Origin of the sequence: Sinorhizobium meliloti (assembly GCF_017876815.1) — a bacterium.
In the GTDB taxonomy this organism is placed as follows: Bacteria; Pseudomonadota; Alphaproteobacteria; order Rhizobiales; family Rhizobiaceae; genus Sinorhizobium; species Sinorhizobium meliloti.
On record NZ_JAGIOS010000003.1, the window covers coordinates 153,597 to 177,853 of the forward strand.

At 59.0% G+C, this 24,257-nt stretch carries 21 protein-coding genes and 3 pseudogenes; 13 read left to right on the plus strand and 11 right to left on the minus strand.

Annotated elements, in window-relative coordinates; translation table 11 throughout:
* Positions 1-257: 257 nt before the first annotated feature.
* Both JOH52_RS27285 and JOH52_RS35995 read right to left on the minus strand, forming a co-directional pair.
* A complete protein-coding gene (locus JOH52_RS27285) occupies positions 258-527 on the minus strand; it encodes a hypothetical protein (protein ID WP_013845651.1) in 270 nt (89 codons plus the stop codon).
* A 57-nt stretch (positions 528-584) separates the two neighbouring features.
* On the minus strand, positions 585-707 hold the full coding sequence (locus JOH52_RS35995) for a hypothetical protein (protein ID WP_013845650.1): 123 nt from the start codon (positions 705-707) through the stop codon (positions 585-587).
* Between the two features lie 616 nt (positions 708-1,323).
* On the opposite strand from JOH52_RS35995, the gene JOH52_RS27290 reads away from it, so the two are divergent.
* Positions 1,324-1,527, plus strand: coding sequence for a hypothetical protein (locus JOH52_RS27290; protein ID WP_014531379.1), 204 nt, complete (start codon positions 1,324-1,326; stop codon positions 1,525-1,527).
* A gap of 280 nt (positions 1,528-1,807) precedes the next feature.
* On the opposite strand, the gene JOH52_RS27295 is transcribed toward JOH52_RS27290, so the two are convergent.
* Positions 1,808-2,230, minus strand: a complete 423-nt coding sequence (locus JOH52_RS27295; RefSeq protein ID WP_010967949.1) for a hypothetical protein — start codon at positions 2,228-2,230, stop codon at positions 1,808-1,810.
* A gap of 431 nt (positions 2,231-2,661) precedes the next feature.
* Between JOH52_RS27295 and JOH52_RS36250 the strand changes: the two genes are divergently transcribed.
* Positions 2,662-2,796, plus strand: coding sequence for a hypothetical protein (locus tag JOH52_RS36250; RefSeq protein WP_017267317.1), 135 nt, complete (start codon positions 2,662-2,664; stop codon positions 2,794-2,796).
* On the opposite strand, the gene JOH52_RS35380 is transcribed toward JOH52_RS36250, so the two are convergent.
* The 3 genes from JOH52_RS35380 to JOH52_RS27305 form a co-directional block, all read right to left on the minus strand.
* Positions 2,768-2,845 carry a hypothetical protein gene (locus JOH52_RS35380; protein ID WP_234705654.1) on the minus strand — a complete coding sequence of 26 codons (78 nt, stop codon included), beginning with the start codon at positions 2,843-2,845 and terminating at the stop codon, positions 2,768-2,770. The genes JOH52_RS36250 and JOH52_RS35380 overlap by 29 nt on opposite strands.
* A 311-nt stretch (positions 2,846-3,156) precedes the next feature.
* The gene (locus JOH52_RS35385) at positions 3,157-3,852 is read right to left on the minus strand and encodes a CyaI4 adenylate/guanylate cyclase (protein WP_014531382.1); all 696 of its coding nucleotides are present in this window, start codon (positions 3,850-3,852) and stop codon (positions 3,157-3,159) included.
* Positions 3,816-6,512, minus strand: a complete 2,697-nt coding sequence (locus tag JOH52_RS27305; RefSeq protein ID WP_014531383.1) for an AAA family ATPase — start codon at positions 6,510-6,512, stop codon at positions 3,816-3,818. Before JOH52_RS27305 ends, JOH52_RS35385 begins: the two co-directional genes overlap by 37 nt.
* A 526-nt stretch (positions 6,513-7,038) precedes the next feature.
* Here JOH52_RS27305 and JOH52_RS27310 point away from each other — a divergent pair.
* The 4 genes and pseudogenes from JOH52_RS27310 (at position 7,039) to JOH52_RS27325 (ending at position 11,075) form a co-directional block, all read left to right on the plus strand.
* Positions 7,039-8,141 (plus strand): annotated as a pseudogene (locus JOH52_RS27310) (IS5 family transposase).
* Positions 8,141-8,485 carry a hypothetical protein gene (locus tag JOH52_RS27315; RefSeq protein WP_013845644.1) on the plus strand — a complete coding sequence of 115 codons (345 nt, stop codon included), beginning with the start codon at positions 8,141-8,143 and terminating at the stop codon, positions 8,483-8,485. Before JOH52_RS27310 ends, JOH52_RS27315 begins: the two are co-directional and overlap by 1 nt.
* A 263-nt stretch (positions 8,486-8,748) precedes the next feature.
* Complete coding sequence (locus JOH52_RS27320) at positions 8,749-9,951, plus strand: IS256-like element ISRm3 family transposase (protein ID WP_010967204.1); 1,203 nt, start codon at positions 8,749-8,751, stop codon at positions 9,949-9,951.
* A 180-nt stretch (positions 9,952-10,131) separates the two neighbouring features.
* Positions 10,132-11,075, plus strand: a protein-coding gene (locus JOH52_RS27325; protein WP_186808768.1) for an IS630-like element ISRm10-1 family transposase whose coding sequence is annotated in 2 segments (ribosomal slippage) — positions 10,132-10,468 and positions 10,468-11,075 — 945 coding nt in all. Because the reading frame shifts where the segments join, the coding sequence is not laid out codon by codon here.
* 141 nt (positions 11,076-11,216) lie between these two features.
* On the opposite strand, the gene JOH52_RS27330 is transcribed toward JOH52_RS27325, so the two are convergent.
* The gene (locus tag JOH52_RS27330; protein ID WP_010967943.1) at positions 11,217-12,110 is read right to left on the minus strand and encodes a LysR family transcriptional regulator; all 894 of its coding nucleotides are present in this window, start codon (positions 12,108-12,110) and stop codon (positions 11,217-11,219) included.
* A 91-nt stretch (positions 12,111-12,201) separates the two neighbouring features.
* On the opposite strand from JOH52_RS27330, the gene JOH52_RS27335 reads away from it, so the two are divergent.
* Positions 12,202-12,645, plus strand: coding sequence for a PACE efflux transporter (locus tag JOH52_RS27335; RefSeq protein WP_010967942.1), 444 nt, complete (start codon positions 12,202-12,204; stop codon positions 12,643-12,645).
* A gap of 154 nt (positions 12,646-12,799) precedes the next feature.
* Here JOH52_RS27335 and JOH52_RS27340 read toward each other — a convergent pair whose 3' ends face one another.
* A complete protein-coding gene (locus tag JOH52_RS27340; RefSeq protein WP_080597544.1) occupies positions 12,800-14,014 on the minus strand; it encodes an IS701-like element ISRm31 family transposase in 1,215 nt (404 codons plus the stop codon).
* 165 nt (positions 14,015-14,179) lie between these two features.
* On the opposite strand from JOH52_RS27340, the gene JOH52_RS27345 reads away from it, so the two are divergent.
* The gene (locus tag JOH52_RS27345) at positions 14,180-14,518 is read left to right on the plus strand and encodes an SDR family NAD(P)-dependent oxidoreductase (RefSeq protein ID WP_013845641.1); all 339 of its coding nucleotides are present in this window, start codon (positions 14,180-14,182) and stop codon (positions 14,516-14,518) included.
* Here the strand turns inward: JOH52_RS27345 and JOH52_RS27350 are convergent.
* Positions 14,502-14,843, minus strand: a pseudogene (locus tag JOH52_RS27350) (nucleotidyltransferase family protein); the annotation flags it as partial. The gene JOH52_RS27345 and the pseudogene JOH52_RS27350 overlap by 17 nt on opposite strands.
* Positions 14,844-15,226: 383 nt before the next feature.
* The gene (locus tag JOH52_RS27355) at positions 15,227-16,597 is read right to left on the minus strand and encodes an alpha/beta hydrolase (RefSeq protein WP_017265792.1); all 1,371 of its coding nucleotides are present in this window, start codon (positions 16,595-16,597) and stop codon (positions 15,227-15,229) included.
* A 498-nt stretch (positions 16,598-17,095) separates the two neighbouring features.
* Between JOH52_RS27355 and JOH52_RS27360 the strand changes: the two are divergent.
* The 4 genes and pseudogenes from JOH52_RS27360 to JOH52_RS27375 form a co-directional block, all read left to right on the plus strand.
* Positions 17,096-17,869, plus strand: a pseudogene (locus JOH52_RS27360) (ABC transporter substrate-binding protein); the annotation flags it as partial.
* 62 nt (positions 17,870-17,931) lie between these two features.
* Entirely contained in the window at positions 17,932-19,047 is a 1,116-nt protein-coding gene (locus JOH52_RS27365; protein ID WP_017265790.1) for an ABC transporter ATP-binding protein, read from the plus strand.
* Positions 19,044-20,222, plus strand: coding sequence for an ABC transporter permease (locus tag JOH52_RS27370; RefSeq protein WP_014531400.1), 1,179 nt, complete (start codon positions 19,044-19,046; stop codon positions 20,220-20,222). The genes JOH52_RS27365 and JOH52_RS27370 overlap by 4 nt, the downstream gene beginning before the upstream one ends.
* Before the next feature lie 3 nt (positions 20,223-20,225).
* The gene (locus tag JOH52_RS27375; protein WP_015242094.1) at positions 20,226-21,008 is read left to right on the plus strand and encodes an ABC transporter permease; all 783 of its coding nucleotides are present in this window, start codon (positions 20,226-20,228) and stop codon (positions 21,006-21,008) included.
* Positions 21,009-21,388: 380 nt separating this feature from the next.
* Here JOH52_RS27375 and JOH52_RS27380 read toward each other — a convergent pair whose 3' ends face one another.
* On the minus strand, positions 21,389-22,768 hold the full coding sequence (locus JOH52_RS27380; RefSeq protein ID WP_017265788.1) for an enoyl ACP reductase FabMG family protein: 1,380 nt from the start codon (positions 22,766-22,768) through the stop codon (positions 21,389-21,391).
* Positions 22,769-23,320: 552 nt separating this feature from the next.
* Between JOH52_RS27380 and JOH52_RS27385 the strand changes: the two genes are divergently transcribed.
* Positions 23,321-24,220, plus strand: coding sequence for a helix-turn-helix domain-containing protein (locus tag JOH52_RS27385; protein WP_014531404.1), 900 nt, complete (start codon positions 23,321-23,323; stop codon positions 24,218-24,220).
* Positions 24,221-24,257 lie beyond the last annotated feature (37 nt).

A 24,257-nucleotide genomic window follows, 5' to 3' on the forward strand; every position in this document is an offset into this window, starting at 1 on the left:
CTAACGGTCGGTCACTGAAGAGGCAACCGGGCCCTTCCTTAGAATGCGAGCCAAGCCGGGACGGATAGCGCGGTGATGACAAGGAGATCAGCAACCGTTGAGCGAGTGCATTCAGGGTGCCTTCGCATTCTCACTCAACATCACCTGGCAACGGTAAGTTCCGCCGCCAGACCAACCCGCGCCTCCGTCTGTTGCTTAACCGGGGCTCCAGATCCAGCGTAGCGCATGTGGAATTCTGCCCGCATAAGCAACCGCGCCTAAATCTTCAGCCTCCAAATCGTTCCGAAGAACTCCGGCTGTGTCCACCACAGCGGGGGGGAGGGACTCATATCGTCGTCTCCTTCCGGATCATGCCACCGTCCTTGCCAGTCGTCTCCCAGCGCTTCTTTTGCTTGTTGCCCGTCGAGTCGGCTCAATAGCTGTTGAAGCAGATGGGTCTCGGGAATGCCGCTTTCCGGATGCAGACACGCGGCGATGTCTCGCTCGCAATCTTCGATCAGCTTCTTCATCTTTTGTGCGTCGGCCATAATACCTCCTTGAGCGGGTCGATATGCTTGTCGATGGGCACGGCTTTTCGGGGACATTTACCAGAGGACGCCGTAAAGGGTGACGAAAACGATCATCCCGATACAAAGCACGGGCGTTGATCTGATCGCGAAATCGACCGGGTGAAACCGGTATCTGAAACTTCCAACATAGGATGTCATTTTTCTTCTCCCTGGTAGGGGTCATTTAGGATGTGCAGTGCCCGAGCCGCATTTCTGGGGCTGAGCCCGTCCAACCGCCACCTTCTTATTTCTGCGACTTCGCCCGAGGTGACATGATAGATCGTGTAGGTTCCATCCCCCTGGAAACTGCGACCATACTGACGGAGTTCGCCGGATCGGTCCGGCGCGCCTCCTTCTGCCTCCCAACTGCTGATAATCTTAGAGTGCAGTTCGTGTTTGCTTATCATCTTCGAACCTCTTTGCGGTGACGCTTGGAGGCAGTCGGTGCGGATGGCTCATCCACGCTCAGGCACTGATCGTCGTCAACAGGCGTGCGCAGAAAAACGGTTCTTGCCGAGAACTCAACAAACGGGGGAGTTTGATGGGCGGGGCGGGTGGGATGCACCCGGAAGCCGAGCAACCTGGCCCTGGAAATAATATCTCCCAAAACTAAGTCTTTAATAAGTTCGTTCTAAAAAGTAAGCGCTAGCCTCGGTCCTATAACTCTCGATTGCGCAAGCCACAGGACATTATTGCGCTCGTCGTTGACGCGAAAGCCACCGCACGAATATAGAGGGCCGTAGCGCGGCCTTTAAGGAGGCGCTAAACTGCCGGCATGACCCAGCGATACGAATTGCATGACGACAGCAATGGCTTTTGGAGCGTGATTGATCGCTTCACTGGCTGGCCTGCTCGATGGGAAGGCATATCGCAAACCGGCCTCGATTATTTCGATGCGGACGATCTCACCGATTTGCTCAATCTGCTGGACGAACGCAGACGAGCAAAAGGCAAGCCGGAAAGCGGCGAGCTAAAGTGAACGGCTTGCGAATCGTGAAGGGCGGAGAAAGTGAGTGCCCGCACGAGGAAGGGGTGCGGGCACTCTGAACAGGTTGGGGGACCTGGTGCCGCGGCAATGCGCGAGCCGCGGTAACGCGTCTCGTGCAACCTTGTTCCAGGCTTCAGCATTTATTTGCCGGGCTTGGTCTTCCTCGGTGTGGATCAAGGCGGGGCGCGTCGTGTTCATGCCGGCTTCTGAAGGCGACAAACGGCGAGGAGCGGCCTAAGTGCCTGGCAAACGCACGTCGGTGCATCGCATCCTATGAGGTCATCAAATCGATGATCCGCATGATCGCGACCGAGTTGCTCGTGTTCTGGGTGCCTTCTGTTGTATCGGCTTTGGCGCACGTCCAAACATCACCCTTCTTGACTGTGAATTTTTTTTCGTTCTGAACGACCGAAAGTTCTCCCTCAGTCATGTGGCAAAGCATGTCGTTCGTCATTACGTTGTCCGGCGTCTTCGCACCTGCTTGGATAACGACATCCCGCAGTTTGACCATTTTATAAGCCGGGATGACCGAAGCTCGCTCACCAAGCGCAACAACTCTGACACCGGGACCGATCTCCTCACCCTCATCGGGGCCGTAAGTCTGGGCGGCTGCTGGTGTCACCCAAGCGATCAAAGGTGTGGCGGCCATTGTAAGACCGAGTGCGAGTGTGGATCTACGATTGACGGCTTCCATTGCTTTCCTCCCTAATCAACTTGTTTCTGAATAAGTGGGAAACCGAATAGTGTTGAGCCGCTGCCACCGAGAGTCAATAGGTCCGTCCTATTAGGCATGCCTGCTAGCAGGCTTACCTGTCCTGGATGCATGAAGATGACTGTGACTTCCGCGATCCGCCGACCGAGGGTGATACACGGCGAGGGGCCGCGTGAGGACCCGTCGCCTTATTCCATTTGTGCAGCTATTGCTGATGCGCTGTCTCCACTACGTTTAGCCGCCGTGGCAAGAAGAACAGCGAAAACGACCGATAAACCGCCCCCGATCCCCCGCCCGCGCGTGTCGACCCATGCGTTGCAACAATTGTCGACAAGCCGCCGAAGGCGCGCGACTGGGCCTCCAAGGTGAAATGGGATGGATGTCGGATTGCCCTGCATATCGAGTCCACCCGGGTGAGGGTGCTCACGCGCGGCGGCTACGGCTGGACGGAACGTTCCTCGACGATTGTCGACACGCGTGGCGGCTCGTGGCTGCTGCCGCCCAATACAGACATTGCCGTCAGCGGTCCGAACGACGGAACCGGATGATGACGTCCACCTGGAACTTCACGAAGAGAACCATTCCGCGTGCTGGCACATGATAAACGTCCTGCCAAACGTGATCCGCAAAGTTGTCATCGACCTAGAAAACATACGCCTCGATCTCCGGCGATCGTTCCACAACACTCGCCCGGTCGAACCCGTGGCACCTCGTAGCGCGGTTTAGGTCATCGCAAGCGCTTCGACCGATCCGACCGTTACCTTGATTGCCTCGAGATCGTGGTCGCCCAATTTCTCCATGCCTCTATATGCCACTTAGTGGTGGCATTTGACGAGCTCGTATGAGGCTTCTGGACGTGCGCTGGTCTCGCTTCCCGTCAAGGCGAGGGATTCGGCTCAGGGCTTGTCTCAATGTAGCTTGTCGAGCAACTGCCTGGCCTGGGTCAGGTCGCGCGTATTGAACCCTTCGGTGAACGACTCATAGAGCGGCCAGAGCAAATCCCGAGCTTCATCGCCGCGGCCGTGCTCAGCCCAAAGCTTAGCAAGGCCAAGCGCTGCGCGGAGCTCGAACGACTTGGCGCTCTGACGTCGCGCGGTTACCAGTGCCGATTGGAACCTAGCTTCACATTCCACAGTGGAACGCGCACACACCTCGAGCATCTCGGCCTCGATCCGCTCGACTTCGGCATCCCACATGTGCTCGCAGTGGCAAGCGGCTTGATCCTTCGCCTCAGCGACGACGGCCAAGGCAGATTCGGCTGCGCCGGACTTCTGCAATGTTGTTGCAAGCATGCAAAGATACCGGACATGATACCAACTCACACCCAATGCGGATCGAGCCCTCAAATTCTGACGCATAACCGCCAAGCCTTCCTCAACGGACGCGCCCTGGGCGATCGCCCAACCTCGCAGGAACAGGCCGTTCAGTCGCCAGTAGTGCAGACTATGTTGATCTGCCAAAGCAACGATAGCGTCGGCATGCCGGCGCACAGCAGATGTTTCACCAAGAAGCTCATGGAGTCCGGCGCCCGCGTATGTTCTGACGTGGGCGGTGAGGTTCGCCTGCTTCAATTCTTCAGCATACCGAAGCGCTTCGATGGCCAAACCCCGCGCGGTGTCCGATTGCCCGAGAATCCACTTGAGGATCGCCAAGTAGGCAAGCGCTGAAATTTCGGATCATGGATGTACAGTACTGGTGGCGGACGGTGGCGGTCGGGATCATAGAGGCTCAGGATCGTCTCAAACTCGTGGGAAGCCTCTATGAAGGACCCGTCGTACATCGCCGTGATGCCATCCATACGGTGCCCTGCCAACTGAAATGCATCGTCGCCCGTGCGCTCGGCAGTCCGCCGGGCTTCCTTCGTCAACCGCCGCATCATTGCGCGGTCACCACGAACGAAGTGGTAAACGAACTCGCCGCTCAGGGTCGCGTGCAGGGCAGCGGCGTCCCCGAATTTTTGGCAAAGAATGCGTGCGCGAGCGTATGCTGCGCCGGTCTGGGAGGCAGCATATCCGTGCACGGAAATCAGCGCCGTTCCGAGTGCCGTCTGTAGAGCGAGTTCCTTCCAGTCCTTCTCCGACCCTAACGGAAGCGCTTCCAGTGCCTTCAGACCCCTCGAAAAGTGATCGATTGCCTCTAGATTTGCGGAGCGTTGGGCAGCCTGCTTCCCCGCGATGAGCCAGTAGTCGATCGCACGGGCCGCTTGCCCTGCTTTTGCAAAATGATGGGCCAGGACCTCGGGTTCGCGGGCAGCCCGGCCTGGGAATAGCTCTTCCAAAGTCCGAGCGATTTTGCCATGTAACTGTTGCCTGGGACGACGCAGGAGCGTGTTGTAGGCTGCGTCCTGCACAAGGGCATGCTTGAAGAGGTACAATGAATCGGCCGCCGTTCCGCGCCGGAAGACCATCCCGGACGAGGTGAGCTGATCGATGAACGCCCGCAGCTCAGTTGCCGCATACGGTGCCACCGCGGCCAAAAGGTCATGCGAGAACTCCCGCCCGATAACCGCGGCGATCTGTGCCACGTTTTTCGCCGCGCCTAGTCGATCTAGCCGGGCCATGAGGGACGCGTGCAGGGTGGCCGGGATGCCAAGACTCGCCGGCGATGCTGTCGACTGCGCGTGGTCTCCCTCCGCGCACATTTCTGCCACTGCTTTCGTGAACTCCTCGAGGTAAAGGGGCACTCCGTCCGTGCGCTCGACGATCCCTTGAATGGCTTCCGCAGGTAAGTCTTGTTGGCCAAGAACATGTTCGACTAGCGCGACTCCGTCGCGCTGTCCCAGGCGGCCAAGTGTCATCATTGACACGTGCGGCTGCCCGGACCAAGGCGGAGTGAACTCGGGCCGGAAAGTCACAACAAGCAGCACGGGCAGCATCCGAATGCGTTCGACAGTTCGATCCAGAAGTTCCAGGCTGGTCGGATCAATCCAATGCACATCCTCGAAGATCATCACGACGGGCTCCCGCCCGGCGAGGGCCTCCAACTGCCGTACGAGTGCCTGCAGGGTTCGCGATTTTCGCTGTTGCGGGCTGAGATCGAATGTCGGGAAGCGCCCGGAGCTGGGCAACGAGAGCAGATCTGAGACGAGGCTGCAATCTTCCGCCGCAGTCGACGTGGCCGCGAGCAGGGTTTCAAGCTTGTCGAGTTTCGTCGAGGTGTCATCATCTGGGCTCATTTCAGCGGCGCGCTCAAGCTGGCGGATGATCGGGTAGAGGGCGCTACCGCTATGATGTGGCGAGCAGAAATAGCAAAGATGCGTCCGCTGCTCGTTCGCAATCTCCTCCAGGACGGCAACAGTGATACGCGATTTGCCGATGCCTGGCTCTCCCACGAGAAGGATCACCTGACCCTCGATGCCCTTTGCGCGCTGCCAGCAGTGGCGCAGCGCTTCGATTTCGTTCTCGCGGCCCACCAGCGGGGTGAGCCGCTCGCCGTGCAATGCCTCGAAACGACTATCCAGAATGCTCGGTCGAAGCACTTGGTAGGCGCGGATGGGCTCGGAATAGCCCTTGACCTCGAGGGTGCCAAGGTCACGAAAATCAAAGAGATGGCCGAGGAGGTGGTGCGTTCTCTCCCCGATCACCACCGTGTCCGGTTCGGCCAAACCCTGCAGTCGCGCAGCAATATTCGGCGTCTCACCGATTACGCCTCGCTCGCGAGCCTCACCAAAACCGACAATGTCTCCGACGACCACGATTCCAGTAGCGATGCCGATACGCACTTGCAGCGGATCTGAGAGTTCAAGCTCATTGACAATGTCGATTAGCGCCAGGCCGGCCCTTACCGCCCGCTCAGCGTCATCTTCATGCGCCTGCGGATAGCCGAAATAGACGAGCACGCCGTCGCCCATATATTTGGCCACGAAGCCGCCGAACCGCTTGATCGTATCGGACACGCATTGCTGATAAGCACCGATAATCTCGCGAAGATCCTCGACGTCGAGGCGCGATGCCAAGGCTGTCGAGCCGACGAGGTCGCAAAACATGACAGTTAACTGCCGACGCTCTGCACCGGCCTCTGGCGAAGCAGCGGTCGGCGCTGGTAGAGGTCGATCCACCGATACGTTGCTTGAACGGGCATCCTCGTCTCGCAAATCCGCAATCGCATCAATAAGCTTGCGACGGTGTCCGATCGAAGCAACGCCAAGTTCCTTGAGATCCTCGGCTTTCAGGTGCAGGAGAAGTTGTGCGTCAATGTCGTTGTCACGAAACGCCGACGCGTATTCCTCTAATCCCAAACTGCGCAACCAGGCAGCGATGTCCACCGCAGAATCCTCCGGCTTGCTTTGATCTTTTCAACAGCCAGGACGACGGGGCAATTCTACACGATTTGAATGAAACACGATGCGGAATGTCATGCGCGATTTCAGCAGGTGGCGGAACAAAAACGTCGGCTCTTCGTCCCGCTGCAGACGTCCAGGCAAGCCGACACAAAGCTCTGGAATGGTGCTTATTGAAAGGTCTTGGAGCGAGATCTAGACGGCCCTAGGGCAAGGTCATGAGCCATTTCGGGAATGGCCAGCGCCCGAAAGCTTTGTCGGGCGACGAAACTCCGCCGCTGACCCCGCGAAGTTGAGGGTTTTCGGAGACGAACCATGCCTGCGATTGGTACCTGTTTCGATGCACCGATCTTAGCCCTCAGTCAACAAAGGAAAAGGTTCCTACCGTTCGGCGCCGGCAGATCGCTTCTGCCTGTGACTGGGGTCGTCCTCCTAGCAGGGTGTTGAAAAAGCCCTAGCGCCCGGGCTCTGGTCATGATTCACTCGCTGTATTGCGATTTGGAGCTGATGGATGCGCGGCGGCGATGTGAGGACAGGCGAACTCTTCAGCTATGTCGATCTTGAGGATCGTGTTCGAAAAGATCATCCTCTACGTGCCATCCGTCAGATCGTGAACGATGCACTCGTCTCGCTGGAACGAGATTTTGCAGCACTCTATTCGCCGATCGGACGGCCTTCGATCGCGCCTGAGAAGCTTCTACGTGCCATGCTTTTGCAAGCCTTCTATTCGATCCGTTCTGAACGGCTTTTAATGGAGCGGCTGGAATACGACCTTCTTTTCCGCTGGTTTGTTGACCTCGGCATTGACGATCCGGCTTGGGACCACTCGGTGTTTTCGAAGAACCGCGACCGGTTGCTTGATGGCGACATCGCTGCGAAGTTCCTGGGTGCAATCCTTTCCCAGCCCAAGGTAAAGCGGCTGCTGTCAACTGACCATTTCTCTGTCGATGGCACACTGGTCGAGGCCTGGGCGTCGATGAAGAGCTTCAAGCCGAAGGACGGCCCAAGGGGCGATAATGGCGAACCACCATCAGATAGCGGCGGTCGGAATGCGGGATCAGACTTCCACGGCGAAAGGCGTTCCAACGAGACGCATGCTTCAACGACCGACCCCGATGCAAAGCTTTATAAGAAAGGCAAAGGCAAGGAAGCCAGCTGTGCTTTATGGGCCATGGGCTGATGGAGAACCGCCATGGCCTACTGGCCGATGCCTGCCTAACAGAGGCCAGCGGATATGCCGAACGTGTCGCGGCGCTTGCCATGATCGAACCCTTCTCCGACCGGCCACAAGCGATCACGCTGGGTGCCGACAAAGCATATGACACAAAAGACTCCGTCAAAGATTTGCGATCGATAAAGGTGACACCCCACGTGACGCAGAACATCAACGGTCGCCGTTCGGCCATTGATGGGCGCACGACGCGACATTGCGGCTATAAGGCCAGCTTGCGTATCCGCAAGCGCATCGAAGAGGCGTTCGGCTGGATCAAAACCGTCGCGGGGCAGGATAAGACGAAGTTCCGCGGGCGCGACCGCGTCGGATGGGCCTTCACCTTCGCGGCCGCCGCCTATAATCTGGTGCGGCTGCCGAAGCTCATGACGGAGACAGGCTGATGGCGAGAGTTTCTCCCTTCGCCAAGGCCTTCGCCGGTCGTTGGCGCATCGTCGAGATGGACAACTGGGACAACGACGTCCTCGATCTCGTCGAAGAGGCGCATCTGACATTCCAGGGCACAGCGGACGGCGAAATCGCATTTGTCGCGCTCAAGGGCTTTCTCGATGTTCGCTATGGCGCACGCGATGGATCCGCCTGTGCAGAGTTCTCATGGGAAGGACAAGACGAGAGCGACCCGGTCTGTGGTCGTGGATGGGCAGCTCTCGGCTCCGCTGGACGCCTTGTCGGACACATCTACGTCCATAACGGAGACGATTCCGGTTTCGTGTGCGAACGCGACTGACTTCTTCAACAGCCTGCTAGGAGATGACCTCTTCCGCCTTGAATGTTGCAATCATATTTCAGCTGAAAGGGAGGCTTGCATGAGCAGGCGTATCATCAGGGGCAATGACGTCGAGATCGCCACCGGAGCTTTCGACGGCCGGGCGCATCCGTCGGTCCTCCTCGTCATGAGGGCACCCATGCCATGGTGGCCCGAGAGATTCTGCGGGACTGTCAGGAATTCTGTGCGGTGGGCCATGATGATGAAAAGGAGAGAATCATCACATGGCTATCGAGAAAGAACTTCTGGACCAGCTCCTGGCTGGACGTGATCCATCCGAGGTTTTCGGCAAGGACGGTTTGCTGGACGATCTGAAGAAGGCGCTTTCAGAGCGCATCCTCAATGCGGAGCTTGACGACCATCTCGACGTCGAGCGCCTGGAGGGCGGCCCCGCCAACAGGCGCAACGGTTCCTCCAAGAAGACGGTTTTGACTGGCACATCGAAGATGACGCTGACCATCCCGCGCGATCGGGCGGGTACCTTCGACCCAAAGCTGATCGCCAGATATCAGCGCCGGTTTCCCGATTTCGACGATAAGATCATTTCGATGTACGCCCGTGGTATGACAGTGCGCGAGATCCAGGGGCATCTTGAAGAGCTCTACGGCATCGATGTGTCGCCGGATCTGATCTCGGCGGTGACCGATACGGTTCTGGAGGCCGTTGGAGAGTGGCAAAACCGGCCGCTCGAGCTTTGCTACCCCCTCGTGTTTTTCGACGCCATCCGGGTCAAGATCAGAGACGAGGGCTTCGTACGCAACAAAGCCGTCTATGTCGCCCTGGCCGTGCTCGCTGACGGCAGCAAGGAGATCCTCGGGCTCTGGATCGAGCAGACGGAAGGGGCAAAGTTCTGGCTGCGGGTCATGAACGAGCTGAAGAACCGCGGTTGCCAGGATATCCTAATCGCCGTGGTCGACGGCTTGAAGGGCTTCCCCGAGGCCATCACCGCCGTCTTTCCCCAAACAATCGTCCAGACCTGCATCGTCCACCTGATCCGGCACTCGTTGGAGTTCGTATCCTACAAGGATAGAAGGACCGTTGTGCCGGCGTTGAGAGCCATCTACCGCGCCCGAGATGCCGAGGCGGGCCTGAAGGCGCTGGAGGCCTTCGAGGAAGGGTACTGGGGCCAGAAATATCCCGCTATCGCTCAAAGCTGGCGGCGCAACTGGGAACACGTCGTTCCCTTCTTCGCCTTCCCCGAAGGGGTCCGCCGCATCATCTACACGACGAACGCAATAGAGGCCCTCAACTCGAAGCTTCGGCGAGCTGTGCGTTCCCGCGGGCATTTCCCTGGTGACGAAGCCGCGATGAAGCTGTTATATCTCGTTCTTAACAACGCGGCCGAGCAATGGAAACGGGCGCCGCGGGAATGGGTCGAGGCAAAGACACAGTTCGCCGTCATCTTTGGCGAGCGGTTCTTCAACTGATGAAACCGGCCCACCGCACAGAATTCCTGACAGTCCCGATTCTGCAGCCGGATCCCGGACAAGACCGCTATGGCTGAGCTTGTGCGCTCTTACTAGAGCACGTGCTGCGATCGATGAATCGATTGTGAAGTGACGACGCAGGCCGAAGCTGATTCAACATCCACAGCGAAGAGGTGGATGATGGGCCAGGCACTGAGCGACGATCTTCGAATACGGGTTTTGAAAGCGTCTGCAGCGGGCATGTCAGCTCGACAGGCTGCAGCCCGGTTCGGAGTTGGGATCTCGACAGCGATCCGCTGGATCGCGAGAGCGAAAGAGGGCGAGCTGACCCCTCGGCCGCAGGGCTGGAGGCGGCCATCGGCGGTAGACGCACACGAGGAATTTGTTGTCGCCCTGATCGAAGAGCGGAAGGACGTGACGCTCGATGAAATGGTCCAGCGCTTGTCCGTCGAACGGCAGGTGAAGATCAGCCGTAGCGCACTTGGCGCCTGGCTTCGAGGCCGAGGATGGACCTTTAAAAAAAGACCGCACACGCACTGGAGCAAGACCGGCCGGATGTCCTGAAGCGCCGGCGCGTCTGGTTTGATGGTCAGCTCGATCTCGATCCGGAGAAGCTGATCTTCATCGATGAAACCGGCCTTTCCACGAAGATGGCACGTCTGCGCGGGCGTGCACTGCGAGGCGAACGTTGCCGGGCCGGCGTACCGCACGGGCACTGGAAGACAACGACCTTCACCGGCGCCTTGCGCCTAACCGGAATGACCGCACCGTTTGTCTACGACGGCGCGATGAACGGCAACGTCTTCCTGGCCTATGTCGAACAGGTACTTCTGCCGACCCTTCAGGCCGGGGACGTCGTAGTCATGGACAACTTGCCAGCACACAAGACATCCGGTGTGCGGGATGCCATCGAGCGCGCCGGGGCCAAGCTTATGTTCCTCCCGCCCTATAGCCCAGACTTCAATCCCATCGAGAATGCATTCTCGAAACTGAAAGCCATGCTGCGAGGCCGCGCGGAGCGAAAGATCGATGCCCTGTGGGACGCAGTCGGCGCCTTGATACCCCGCTTCACTCCTGACGAGTGTGCCAACTACTTCAGGGCTGCCGGGTATGACCCGGATTGAACAGGATCTGCTCTAACATCGCGCTCAAGTGGTGCATGCCAATCGAGGGCTGCAGTCTGACTCAAGATGTCATCCAGTTTCCTCGGCTCGCGCCAAGCCCTCGTGGCAATCACCGATGCAACTAGATGCTCCGGGATGCCGTCACTCAGCGACCATGTCGATTTTGGTCGTCGCGAAGCGCTTCCGCAACCATGTCGCCGCTGGGCCGCTGGGGCGTTGCTTGTGCCAGACCAGCTCTAACGCCACCGGATGCGCGCCGTCGTCGAATTGAAGCGCGGGGATCGCAAGATCCTGCGCCACCGGGGATCTCGCAAGGATATGCGCAGGGATCAGAGCCCAGCCAATACCCTGCTTTAGAATCTGCAGAATCACCCAATGGCTCTCGACCCACCAGACTTCCGCCGCCACCCGAAGGCGGTGCCGTTCCATACCTTCGGTGCGCACCGTCACCATAATTTGGCGGTGACGCTTGAGATCCTCCCAGCCGACGACCGCATTGGCAAGCGGATGGTTCCTGCCACAGACCAATTTCAACTGCACCCATCCGATCGTGTGAAAGCCCAACTCCGCGGGCAGATCCTCTTGCCGCCACATGACGCCGATATCCGCTTTCCCATCGAGGACCAGCCGGCTGACATCTTCCATCATCGGGAACAGCAGCTCGAGTTCGACGTGAGGAAAATGCACGGCAAACTCGGCAAACAGTTCGCCCAACGCGTGCTCGGGATAGAGTTCGTCGATAGCGACCACCAGACGCTTCTCCACATGCGCTTCAAAGCTGGCCGCCACGCCGATCAGGTGCTCACGCCTGTCGAGGATCAGCCTCGCTTCCGACAACAGGCGTTCGCCGGCGGCAGTGAGGGTCGGATTGCGCCCCTGCCGACTGAACAGCTCCAGTCCGAGATCCTCCTCAAGGTTCGAGACCTGCGTGCTGACGGCCGATTGCGCCTTGCGTAATGCCCGGCCAGCGGCCGAGAACGAGCCGTGTTCGGCCGCCGCAACGAAGGCCTCCAGCTGTTCCATCGAGACCGTCATCCACCTTATTTCCAGATAGGACCTAACTTCATGATCTCGGGAATACAGATATAAAGCGCTCTAATCAACATAACTCAAAAGGAGATGCGTCGTGAAGATGCGCACTTTCCCGGACCGGATTCGGCATGCATTGTTGTTTGAGGCCATTGGCTTGATGATTATCACTCCGGTTGCGGCCTATCTGTTCAACAAGCCCATCATGCATATGGGCGTCGTTGGCATCGGCTCCGCCACAATTGCAACGATCTGGAATTTCGTTTTCAATCTCGGTTTCGATCACGGTATGCGCCGGATGTTCGGGGACACCAACAAAACCTTCAAAATGCGTCTGGTGCACACGGTGCTGTTCGAGATCGGCCTTTTGGCGATCCTGCTGCCGCCCATCGCCTGGTACCTGAACATGGGGTTGTTCGAAACGCTGCAGCTCGACCTGGCCATTGTAGCCTTCTATCTCGTCTACAATTTCGTCTTCAATGTCGCCTATGACCGCGTTTTCCCCGTCCCGGCGGGGCGGCGAGCCGAATACGCTACCTAGCACTACAGTTGCATTTTAGTTTTGAGGTGAGCTCGTCGAGCGGCCGCCTGATGGGCGCGCCTCCAGCATGACCATGCGATGACGTAGGCGGGGCTTATGCGACGCTGAGCGAGTCTTATGGCGATGCGTCGGACTTCCTGGATAGACCAGCGGATTAAATCCTGATGGTCGGCATCCGCAGTCTTTTTTGGGGCGTCGCGTCATTGGCGCGGTATCGGATCACCGCCATCATGGCGAAGGCGAGCATGACGAGGGAGACGTGGCGATGCCAGCCATGCCATGACCGGGTTTCGTTGTGATCGAGTCCGAGCTCGTTCTTGGCGGTCTCGAAGCTGTCTTCGATCGCCCAGCGATGGCCTTCAACGGAAACGAGCGTCTGGATGCCCGTCCCGGCCGGGCACCATGTGGTGAAGAATGCGAGATCACCGTCGCTGATATTGCGCCGGATCAGGAGGCCACGGGTCCAAAGCCCAGATTTCGTCTCGTTGTATTCGTCGGCATCGAGGTCGGCGAGTTCGCAATAGGCCCAGTCATGAAGCCGAGCGCCTTTGGTGCCCTCACCGGCGGAAAGACGCTGCCATGCACTTGGATCGAGATCACGGGCGATCTCCTGCGCTGTGCCGGCGACCGGAGGCTTTCCCGACCACGAGCCGAAATGGTGGTCCGATTTAACCCCAAGAACGTAGCCTTTGCAGGCTCGGCGCAGGGTTCCTTCGATGTCCCCGACGCCATAGACCGCATCTGCGGCCACCCATGAAAACGGCACATTGGCTGCCAGCGCACGCCGTATCATCTCGACAGCCAGGCCTGGCTTGGTAGCGAAGGCTGTAGCCTGAGGAACATGAGCTGCTGCAAGCCTTGCCGGATCGCCAGTCCAGCTCTTGGGCAAGTACAGGGCTCGATCGATAAAGGCATGGCCGCGATCGGACACATAGGCGGCGAACACACCGATCTGGCAGTTCGTTATCTTGCCAGCCGAACCTGTATATTGACGTGCAACACCGCACGATGTCTTGCCCTGCTTGAGGAAGCCCGTCTCATCGATGACCAGGACCGCATCATCCGTGGCGAGGTTTTCTACGACATACTCTCGCACGATGTCGCGAAGTGCGTCCGCGTCCCAGCGCCCGCGCCCCAGAATGGCTTGTTGCCGCCACGGGCCGGGATCACCGGCCGCCTCAGCACGCATCCAACCTGTCTTACGCCGCTCGTCACCCAGCAAGCCGTCCAGGAAAAGGTTCGCAGAGGCTGCAACTCGCTCCTGCGTAAACAGTCCGCGCATGCGAGCCTTCACGTCGCGCAACGATGATGCCCAAAGCTCAAGCGTCGTCTCGATTGATGCACCTGCCATCCATGACCTCCGAATCATGGAGACCCATAGATTCAGATCATAGATAAATATGCAACTGTAGTGCTAGGGACAAAAATGCGCTCTGACAGCCGCCCGCATACATATGCGTTAGGGCATCACGGGTTTTCTGGGGAATGGGCGTCCCTCGGGTTTGTAGTGCATGATCCGTACGGAAGTGAACGGATGGATTTGGCGCTCACGGGCGTAGATGGGCGCAGTGACCGAACATCATCGAGGACCTCTGACGGTGTTGATCGCGTCGCTGCGGACATCGTTGAAGCCGGTGGCGCGGCGATCGGCATTGTGTGCGAGGTGGGCGAGCTTGACCAGATCACCGCTGCAGTCGACCAGGTCGTCGCCGCTTACGGCCGGATTGACATTCTGGTGAACAACGCAGCCGGTCGCTCCGCAGTCTTGTCAACGATTCTCGACCTGTCGATCGAGCAACTGCAACGGAACTTCGATACCGGGGCGATTGCTTACATCCGTTTCATGCAATCCGGCGGGCTAAGGCTTTTGTGACGTCGCCCGCGAATGGATCGGGACCGGGGAGGCCAGCACGGCGCAGCGTGCTCACCATGCGCCTCCGCTCCCGGATGTTGTCCTTGATCTCCTTGTGGGCCTTCACCCGCTCCGTGATCGCCTCGTCGGAGTGTGGCCCGACATAGCTTCGCTTGTCCTTGCCTTGAGGGGTAGGGAGATCGAAATACCAATAGTCACGATCTTTGACGGTCACGGTCACGAACTATCCCTCTAAGGGGAAGTCCGCCGCGAATTGCGCGTCGAGCGTCCGCTGCGTTAGCTCCGCGAACATCGCTCGGTAGCTGATGTCGATCTCTTTCATCATTAGCGTCTCCTTCGCGAGTGCGGCGGCCTCTCGGCGGCAAGTTCGGCCATCACCAGATCGAAGCGACGCTCCCTTCTACTGAACAAATCGTCTCAATCATTTCGCGCCCCTGTTATAAGTCTCTGCCAAAACCTTATAACGGTTTGGCTGTTGAGAAAAAACCTCGGGAGCCGAGATGCTGGGCGCTGTCCTCTGATCAGGATGGCGCAGGAGGGATCAAACCACCGTTCTTGCCGAATCACAGACTCCACCGGCCGCAGCAATCACAACGGAGAATGACTGGCTGTGCCGAAACCTCCGAGGCAGGAGAGTGTTCAGAACAGAAACGCCGACGGTCGACTCCAGACCTCCGTAGGATTGTTTCGAAGTGCTGAAAGCGCTTATCACCAGGCCTGCTGGACATCCGATACCCGCCAGAAAGGCCGTTTGATTTCGACGATTTGGCGGCGGGGATCGCCAGCCTTTGCTCTAGCGCGGATAAGCGCAATGAAGTCAGCTTTAACGGCGGGATTGGACAAGAAGTAGCTATGGCCAATGAAGCCGCCGCCTGGAAACTCGATGAAATCGACTAACTCACCCATCTGAGACCCTGCCCATCTGGACGCCGCCTCGCTCCTGTTTTCGGGAAGCCTCTCGACAGCGAGCTGCCCCAGCCGCAAGGCGCTACCGAAGAGCAGCGTTGATGCCCCCAGCGCTTTGTCCCTTGGAGACGAATAAACCGTGAGATGCAGAGAGCCTTGAGGCGGGACCGTGCTCGGCCTTGGTTTGTTGCCGAAGGCAAGGTCTGGATCCGATACCCACGCGAACATCTTGGAAGAAGCCACGTCGAGATCAATATCAGGCGCGAAAAACACCACGTTCGCGATCTTGTAGCGCTGCCACATTGAGGATTGGCTAACATATGCTTCAATGCTGAGTTGTTGGACCACACTCGCGAGCACATCGGTCCCGCGGCTATGCGCCAAGAGGTGAAGCCGCTCGAGCCCCTGAGTTTCGGCGATGATGCGAATGGCTTTCTTAAGATCCGCGACTGAAAACTCGCTCGACTCGCGGTCGATATTGTAGCCGAAGAAAAAGCCGCCGGAGCCTCCAGCAGGCCATGTCAGGACAATGCAGACAAACTGGTTCTGCAGCGACCTGCAAATCTCGCCTGTGGTGAGCGCGGCGGCGTCGAAGCTGTTGCCATAACCGTGAATGAAGACCACGACTTCTTTACGATCACTTGTTGAGAGCCGACGAGCGACTTCGGCCTGCAGCGATGCGGCGGCCTGGTCGTGGGCCGTGACCGCCTCCAGCGAGCGGCTTAGCCCGTTTGCGGTCGCCTCAACGCCGTAAGGTGTCGCCGGAAACCGGCCAGTCTCTGAAACCGCGCTGACACGTAACTCATTTTTGCTGGTGAGAGGTTTGCGTGTCGACGCGATCGACACCGACCCGAAGCTCAAGAATATGGCTCTTTCAGCACCATAGGACAACGCGGTGTCCGAAGCGGTTATGGGTGCGCGGTCGGTAATATAGAGGAGGTCGAATGTTCCGGAACTTGGGTGTGACCGAACGGTCTGAGTCCTGTGCGACGCTGCGGACTCAGTGTTGGGCAGCGTTGGAGGCTCCACGTGCTGCGTAGCACAACCAGCTAGGCAAAAAAGCAAGAGGAAGCCTACCGCCGCCCAAAAAAAGTTTAACAATCCGACCTGTTTAATATAGCTGGTGGACGTGCGGCCAAGACCAAGTAAAGCGACGGGATGGCTATTCACCAAATGGTTTCCCCCTCTGAGTTAGTCTTCCGTGATTAGCAGCATGCGTAAATCGCTCCGGCGGAGCACCGATGCTCGCAACGAATTTGACATAGCCTATGGGAGCCTACTTGGCATCCAAATTTGGATTAGGCGATCGCATCAGTGCACACCAAAGTCGATCTTAGAAGTGCGGTGCACATCCTGCTCGTGGCCGTTGCCAGGCAGGGCTGGCCGGCCCGTGGCCGGGGCGTCAGGGCTGGGCTAGTGGCCTGCCGCCGTGTGAATAGCGGTAGCGCGGGTAGTGCTCGTCGCCACTCCCGAGATGGTCCGGCGGATGATCGCGGGCATCATCGCCGGCTCGCGGGAGCCGGAGGCGATCGTGTGAGCGAGCGCCTTCTGCTCATCGCCCTCCTGGCCCTCGGTCCGTTCCGAGCCAGCCAGCGGCATACCGGTCGTCCTGCTCTGCTACGGCGTGGCCCCCAATCGGCCGCCGGCGCGGTCGAGGAGCACTTCATCCAACTCCGCTGTGCCGACGGTCTCTACGAAACGATCGACTGGGACAAAATGGGCGGCAAGGGTAAGTTCCTCGAATCTGCGGTCAATGACTGTGGTGTCGGCGCAATCGTCTGGTCCACGGCGATCGCCTATGACGGCGACAAGCTGAAGGAAGGGCCGGTCTCCTGGGCGGACTTCTGGAACGTCGAAAAATTTCCCGGCAAGCGCTCGCTGCGCAAGGGTCCGAAATATACGCTCGAGTTCGCGCTGCTTGCCGATGGCGTCTCTAAGGACGAACTCTACGACGTGCTCGGGACCGACGAAGGGGTCGAGCGCGCGTTCAAGAAGCTCGGCGAGCTGAAACCGCACATCGTTTGGTGGGAATCGGGCGCCCAACCGCTGCAGTTCCTCGCTTCCGGCGAAGTGGCGATGACGTCGGCCTACAACGGTCGCATCACCGGCATCAACCGCACGGAAGGCAAGAACTTCAAGGTGGTCTGGCCGGGCAGCATTTACGCCGTTGATAGCTGGGTGGTGCTCAAGGATGCGGAAAACAAGGACGCTGCACAGGACTTCATCGCCTTCGCGAGCCTGCCCGAGCATCAGGCGAAGCTGCCGGAATTCGTAGCTTACGGGCTGCCGAACAAGGAAGCCGCAGCGAGGGTTCCGCCAGAATTCGCCAAGGACCTGCCGACCGATCCGGTGAATATGAAAGAGGCGATCTCGCTCAACGTCGACTTCTGGATCGATAATGCCGAAACGCTGACTCAGCGCTTCAATGCCTGGCTGGCCCAGTAAGAACATCCGCGGTGAAGGGCGTACCCGATGGGACGCCCTTCTTGCTCGGGCGGATGCGTTCCATGCTCTTCCAGATGACGCATCCTTCGCCTCTAGCGATGGAGTCTTCCGTGGCCGAATTCATTCAATTTGACCGCATCACTAAGTTTTACGGCCCCCTATGTGTGGTTGAAAACCTCGTTCTCGGTATCGGGAAGGGCGAGTTCGTCAGCCTGCTCGGCCCCTCCGGCTCTGGCAAGACGACGCTCCTGATGATGCTGGCGGGTTTCGAGCAGCCGACCTCCGGCAAGATCCTGCTGGACGGGACGGCGATCAACGACGTTCCGACCCACAAGCGGGACATGGGCGTCGTCTTTCAGAGTTATGCCCTGTTCCCGCATATGTCGGTCGGCGAGAACGTCGCCTTCCCGTTGCAGATGCGCGGTTTGGGCAAAGCGGAGATTGCCGAGCGCGTGGCGCGGGCGCTGGACATGGTGCAACTGTCGGCCTTCGCGGACCGTCGGCCCTCACAACTCTCCGGTGGGCAGCAACAGCGGGTGGCGCTTTCCCGCGCCCTGGTCTTCGAGCCGCGCGTCGTGCTGATGGACGAGCCGCTCGGCGCGCTCGACAAGCAGTTGCGCGAGCAGATGCAGTTCGACATCCGCGACCTGCACCGCCGCCTTGGCCTGACAATCGTCTTCGTCACACATGACCAGTCGGAGGCGCTGACCATGTCGGACCGCGTCGCCGTCTTCAACAGGGGCAAGATCGAGCAGATCGGTACGCCGCGGCAGGTCTATGACGAACCGGCGACGCGCTTCGTCGCGGAATTCATCGGCGAGACCAATCTGGTCGAAGGTGTCGTCGAGACCGTGCAGGGGCAGGAGGCAATCGTGCGCCTCCCGTCCGGTGCGCACATCGTTTCAGCCGGTTCCGGCAGCTTGGCCTCGGGCCAGTCCGTTTTTCTCTCCATCCGGCCGGAGCGGGTCGACCTCAGCGAGACGCGCGGCGACGCTCGCAATTGCCTGGAAACGGAAGTGACCGATTCCGTTTACCAAGGTGACCACCTGCGCGTGCAGTTGCAAAACGCCGCCCATCCGCTGATCGCCAAGCTCGGTCGCCGGTCGCGCGAATTTCCGCCTGGCACCAAGGTCTATGCGGCCTTTTCTGCCAACGATTGCCGGGTCATCGCACCATGAGTGCAGTTTCGTCCCGGGCCGGGCGGTCGGTCGCCCTTCTTGCGCCGCTGCTTCTCTTCCTTATAGGTTTCTTCGTCTGGCCGCTGCTCAGTATGATGTCGCAGGCCGTGTCGGATCAGGCCGTGCTGCGCCTGCTTCCGCGCAGCGCCGTCGTGCTGACGGATTGGGACCGAAAGTCGCCGCCAACGGTGCCCATGCAGATGGCGCTGATGGAAGACTTGAAGGCCGTCGATGACGATCAGGCGCTCGGCGATATGGTCCGCCGCCTCAACAGCGCCCGTTCCGGCTTCCGCACGCTGATGTCAAAGACGACGCGAGCGCTCGACGACACGGCGAATCCGCCCTCCAACCTGGTCTCAATCGACAAACGTTGGGAGAAGCCGGAGTTCTGGCTGGCGATCGCCGACGCGCTCTCGCCGCTCACCGACCGGAACCTGCTCGCCGCCGTCGATCTTAGCCGCAATTCCACCGGCGATATCGAGCATTTGCCGGCCGACCAGTCGGTCAACCGCGTTATTCTCGTGCGCACCTTCTGGATTGCCGCGCTCGTCACCTTCGCCTGCGCCGGAATCGGCTTCCCCTATGCAATGATCGCGGCTTCGCTTACCGGCTGGAAGCGCGACCTGATGCTGGCCGCCGTGTTGCTGCCACTCTGGACCTCGCTTCTGGTGCGCACCGCCGCGTGGTTCATCCTGCTGCAAGAAAAAGGGCTGATCAACGACCTTCTGCAAACACTCGGGCTGATCAACGCGCCGCTGCCGCTGATCTTCAACCGTACAGGGGTCGTTATCGCTATGACGCATGTGCTGCTGCCTTTCATGGTGCTGCCGATCTATTCAGTCCTTATCACGATCCCGAAGAACTTGATGCCGGCGGCCGCCTCGCTCGGGGCTCCGCCATGGCGCGCGTTCCTGCGCGTGCTGCTGCCGTTGAGCCTGCGCGGCCTCGCCTCCGGCAGCCTGCTCGTCTTCATCTCGGCAGTAGGCTACTACATTACGCCAGCGCTGATCGGCGGGCCGGGCGATCAGATGATCAGCTCGATTATCGCCTTCTACGCCATGGGCTCTGCGAACTGGGGCATGGCCGGGGCGCTTGGCGTCGTGCTGCTTGTCGCGACGCTGCTGCTCTACAGTGTCTATGCGCGGCTCTCCACTGGCGAACCGGGGAGGCGCTAGGTCATGCCGATGAAACTTGCGAAGTTCGCTTTCGCCTCGCTGACGATCCTGTTTCTCGTTGCTCCGCTCATCGCCATCCTGCCGCTCGCCTTCACCTCGAGCGTCATCCTCACCTATCCGATCCCGTCCTGGTCACTGCGCTGGTTCGAGGAACTGTTCACGGCGGATGCCTGGCGACGGGCGATCTTCAACAGCCTGATCATCGGGACGGGCACGACGCTGCTCGCCACCGTTCTCGGCACCGCAGCCTCGCTAGGCCTGCGCAACCGCCTCATCTTCTTTCGAGGCTCGATGCGCACGCTCTTCCTACTGCCGATGGTGGTTCCTGCCGTCGTGCTCGGGGTCGGCATGCAGGTGCTCCTTGCAGGTTTCGGCCTGACGAACAGCTATGCCGGCGTGATCATCGCCCACACGGTGGTCGCCGTGCCCTTCGTCGTGGTGAGCGTAATCGGGGCGCTTGACGGCATCGACGAGCGCGTGGAACTCGCTGCACAAAGCCTGGGTGCTTCGCCCGCAACGGTCTTCCACCGCGTGACGCTGCCGCTCGCTCTGCCAGGCGTACTCTCCGGCGCGGTGTTGGCCTTCGCCACCTCGCTCGACGAAGTTGTGCTCACACTTTTCGTCGCCGGCCCCAACCAGCGCACTCTGGCCCGGCAGATGTTCTCTAGTATTCGCGAGAACATCAGCCCAGCGATTGCGGCAGCGGCCTTCCTCTTCATCGCCGCGACGATCTTCTTCGGCCTCGTTGTCGTGCTGTCGCGCTTCATGCTGGCGAAGCGGCGCTAGGATTGGCGCGGGCTTCGTGCGCAAGCGAACATAGGGGCGATCACACGGTTCCGTCGAGTTCCTGAGCGATTTCATCGAAGGATTGTCTCGGCATTCTTCTGGGCTGGACTCTTGACCGCTTGTCAGCCGCGATGGTTCGTGTCGCGATGGTCACGCGGCCGCCCACTTTACACCAACCTCTCGAGGACTTGTCGGTGCGATGTTCGTTGGCCTGGCTACACACAAGCTGTCGGAGGTGATGGTGGGCGGACGCCCCCGCCGATCGTGATGCAGGTGCCTGCGCCTGGTCGCCATTCGCCATAAACGCAGTCGTTAGAACCGCCGTCTTTGCCGCTGGATTTTGCGCGTGGTCTAGTGGAGCGAGTTAGATTGGGACGCTGTCAGGCCAACTCAAGCTGAGAGTCTTTCGCCGCTTGCGCGAGCAACGGTGCGGGAGCCTTCCTTTGCAGGTGGGAAGCGTTAAGTCGGCGCGCCACGATATCGTGGTTGAGCCACTGGATGGGGCCGGAGGGATCTGAGGACGCGCCAAAAATCAGCTGCCCGGTCGCCTCCACCACGAGAGCACTCAGGAGGTCGCTGATCATTGCCTTGCTGTCCCGATGCATCTGCGTGATCTCGCTGGACGTGCCGATGGTCAGATCGGCCTGCGCTTGGCTGTTCGCCATCGGCCACGCCGAAAAGTCGTAAAACGGGCGCATGACTTCGTTGGCCTGCATATCGGCGATTTTTTGGAACACATCCTTCATTGTGAAGCCGTCTGCCAAAAGCTCCTGACATGCCTGCCATTGGTCTTCTGCCCATTGGCCACCGTTCTCTTTCCGCAAGGCGAGTAGCAGCGGTATCAGCGGAAGTTCGATACCCGTGAATACGTCGGAGGAATTAGTCCGGATTTCGGGACAGTTATAGACGGTTGCCTTGACACCCGCGGCCCAGGCTTCTTGCGCGATGCATTCGAGGCGCATCTTGGCGTAACCCTGGGTGTAGTTGGTGTAGGTCTGCCAACGGTAGCTCCCGTCAATCAGGATTGCCGTTCCATGGTAACCGTAGGCGGTGTACCGGACCTGAGCACCAGATGCCTCTACGCGCTCACGGATCGCCGCGCTGAAGTCGATAAGATGTCGAAAGGTGATTGCGGTGACTTCGTCGAAATTCTGCAGGATGAGTTTGCCCATCTCGCTGTCGAGCAGCGCTTGCGAAGACATGTGGCGGGGACCACGTCCCTTGTAGATTCGATTGGCGACCGCCAGGAATACCTTCGCTTTCGGGATGCCGCCGGCCATTGTATGGGCGAAGAAGACATTGCGGCCCTCGGCAATCATGCCGTCGAGAACGGCCATGACCTGTGAAAGCGCATTGGTGAACCGTGAGGTGGCGATGTCCCGGCACTGCTCAATGTAGTCCCAGTCGAGTCTCTCAAGTTCCCAGCTCTCCAGCGTCATTGTTGCGAGGAGATCCGTCGGAGTGGGGCCTCCTGTCGGAGCGTCGAGATCGAACCCGGCCATAAGAGGTATGTTGATAATCCTGCCGCCCAGTCGTTCCTCGGCGGCAGAGAGTTCCTCGGCGTTCAAAGGCCGAAGTGCGTTGTTCTCGTCGCGCCGCCCGACCGTGATGCCCACGATCTCCATTCCAGCGCGCCGGGCTTCGTCGAGCAAGCCGGTCGCATATCCGCGACCGAATAGTTCACCGAAGAGGACGAAAACATCACCTTTACGAAAGACGCTGTTTTCGGCGATGCGGTTCAATGCGACCGGGTTTTCCATACAGTCAGCTCTTTGGTCCGTTGTAGTCGAGCGGTGGCTCAGACATCTATAATCACATGACCGCCCTGACGCGTTATGGGAAGTCATTTTAAGTGACGGTTCATTTCAAAGCGTGAAGTCCCCATAAGGACTTCTCGGCAGTGAGCAGAGAAATCACCCCGAGCTTGTCCCAATTTGAACCAAAGGAGATGCAGCCAGGAATGTTTCTGATCGGGCTGCGTCGACACCCCCCTGACCTTCCTCCGAAACTGCGGTTGGGCAGATCGAGCGTCCATTCCAGCGATAAGCTCAACGTCAAGACGGTGGAAAGCGTCGCAGGTCTGCTTTATCCGGTTCAGATCTTCAAGCGGGTACCGAGATCCGAACTGCCTTTCAGGTAACTTTTTGATTCCACTTTTGAGGTCCATAGAAGCCCAGCTTGCCAGTTTGCAAATAAAATGAGAATACGAGTCAACTTACTTGGCCTTGAGATGTGGATGGCGCCGAACGACAGTGCAATTTCCCTGCGAGCACCGACATCTGGCACCTTGAAGAGGAAGAACTGATCTACAAATGGGCTTCTGGCATTCCATGTCTTGGAAAACCGAAGGCATTCGGGTCACAGCGCCAGTCCAATGGCGCCAATACGATGGGATGGTCAGCGTCCTGTGGGAGGCGGAAAGTCAAGCCGGTGCCAGTGGCTATTATCTCGCCGACGATCCGCGCATCATGTTTTTCTTCAACGACGTCTCGTCGAGCGTTCGCATTTCGAACCAGGACAATGATCTAGCGAGGAATTCGCGCCCCATGGCGCGTGCCGTGTATGTTCCTGCTGGTGTCCCGTTGTGGACGGGCAGTCGGAAGACGCATAGCTTCAGCCACCTTAACCTGCACCTTCATAAGGATCGGGTGTTGCGGTTTCTGGCTCCATCGGTCGGGAACTCCGCAGCGCAAACGGCATTACGCTGTCCAGTGGAGCTCCAAAACGTGGCGGCAATCGATGCGTTGGCGAAGTTGTTGGCCGACGAAATAAAGAGCCCTACCAAGCATGCAGTCTATGCAGAGAGCCTTATAGGCAGCATCATCGCGGGGCTTCTGGATATTCCTACCGAGAGGGAGGAAAGGGCCGGCGGCAGGTTGACACAGGCACAGATAAACAAACTCGTCTCGCATATTGACGCGCTTGGTGATTATCGTATGTCTGTCGCCGATATGGCTGCCGTCGTTGGCCTGTCCGAAAGCTGGTTTGCAAGCGTTTTCAAGCAAACAATGGGCATCACACCCCTGCAATGGCAACTCGCGAAGCGAGTCGAGCTTACGAAAAAGCTGCTCGGCGAAAGCGACCTCCCAGTTGCCAGCATCGCCGCGCAGCTCGGCTTTGCCGATCAGGCACACCTGACGAAGGTCTTCCGCCGGATCGTTGGCGAAACTCCCGCGGCTTGGCGGCGGATGCGGCAATTCCGGCAATCGTAGAGATCCCACCGCGGCGAGTCGTGGGCGGGCTGACTTG

What these genes read in the sequence shown, in the direction of transcription:
- JOH52_RS27330 (WP_010967943.1), bottom strand. Translation starts at nt 12,110, where the DNA reads ATGACGGTCTCGATGGAACAGCTGGAGGCCTTCGTTGCGGCGGCCGAA.
- JOH52_RS27345 (WP_013845641.1), top strand. Translation starts at nt 14,180, where the DNA reads ATGGATTTGGCGCTCACGGGCGTAGATGGGCGCAGTGACCGAACATCA.
- JOH52_RS27320 (WP_010967204.1), top strand. Translation starts at nt 8,749, where the DNA reads ATGGCTATCGAGAAAGAACTTCTGGACCAGCTCCTGGCTGGACGTGAT.
- JOH52_RS27290 (WP_014531379.1), top strand. Translation starts at nt 1,324, where the DNA reads ATGACCCAGCGATACGAATTGCATGACGACAGCAATGGCTTTTGGAGC.
- JOH52_RS27315 (WP_013845644.1), top strand. Translation starts at nt 8,141, where the DNA reads ATGGCGAGAGTTTCTCCCTTCGCCAAGGCCTTCGCCGGTCGTTGGCGC.
- JOH52_RS27365 (WP_017265790.1), top strand. Translation starts at nt 17,932, where the DNA reads ATGCTCTTCCAGATGACGCATCCTTCGCCTCTAGCGATGGAGTCTTCC.
- JOH52_RS27385 (WP_014531404.1), top strand. Translation starts at nt 23,321, where the DNA reads ATGGGCTTCTGGCATTCCATGTCTTGGAAAACCGAAGGCATTCGGGTC.
- JOH52_RS27285 (WP_013845651.1), bottom strand. Translation starts at nt 527, where the DNA reads ATGGCCGACGCACAAAAGATGAAGAAGCTGATCGAAGATTGCGAGCGA.
- JOH52_RS27370 (WP_014531400.1), top strand. Translation starts at nt 19,044, where the DNA reads ATGAGTGCAGTTTCGTCCCGGGCCGGGCGGTCGGTCGCCCTTCTTGCG.
- JOH52_RS35995 (WP_013845650.1), bottom strand. Translation starts at nt 707, where the DNA reads ATGACATCCTATGTTGGAAGTTTCAGATACCGGTTTCACCCGGTCGAT.
- JOH52_RS27295 (WP_010967949.1), bottom strand. Translation starts at nt 2,230, where the DNA reads ATGGAAGCCGTCAATCGTAGATCCACACTCGCACTCGGTCTTACAATG.
- JOH52_RS27375 (WP_015242094.1), top strand. Translation starts at nt 20,226, where the DNA reads ATGCCGATGAAACTTGCGAAGTTCGCTTTCGCCTCGCTGACGATCCTG.
- JOH52_RS27340 (WP_080597544.1), bottom strand. Translation starts at nt 14,014, where the DNA reads ATGATTCGGAGGTCATGGATGGCAGGTGCATCAATCGAGACGACGCTT.
- JOH52_RS27380 (WP_017265788.1), bottom strand. Translation starts at nt 22,768, where the DNA reads ATGGAAAACCCGGTCGCATTGAACCGCATCGCCGAAAACAGCGTCTTT.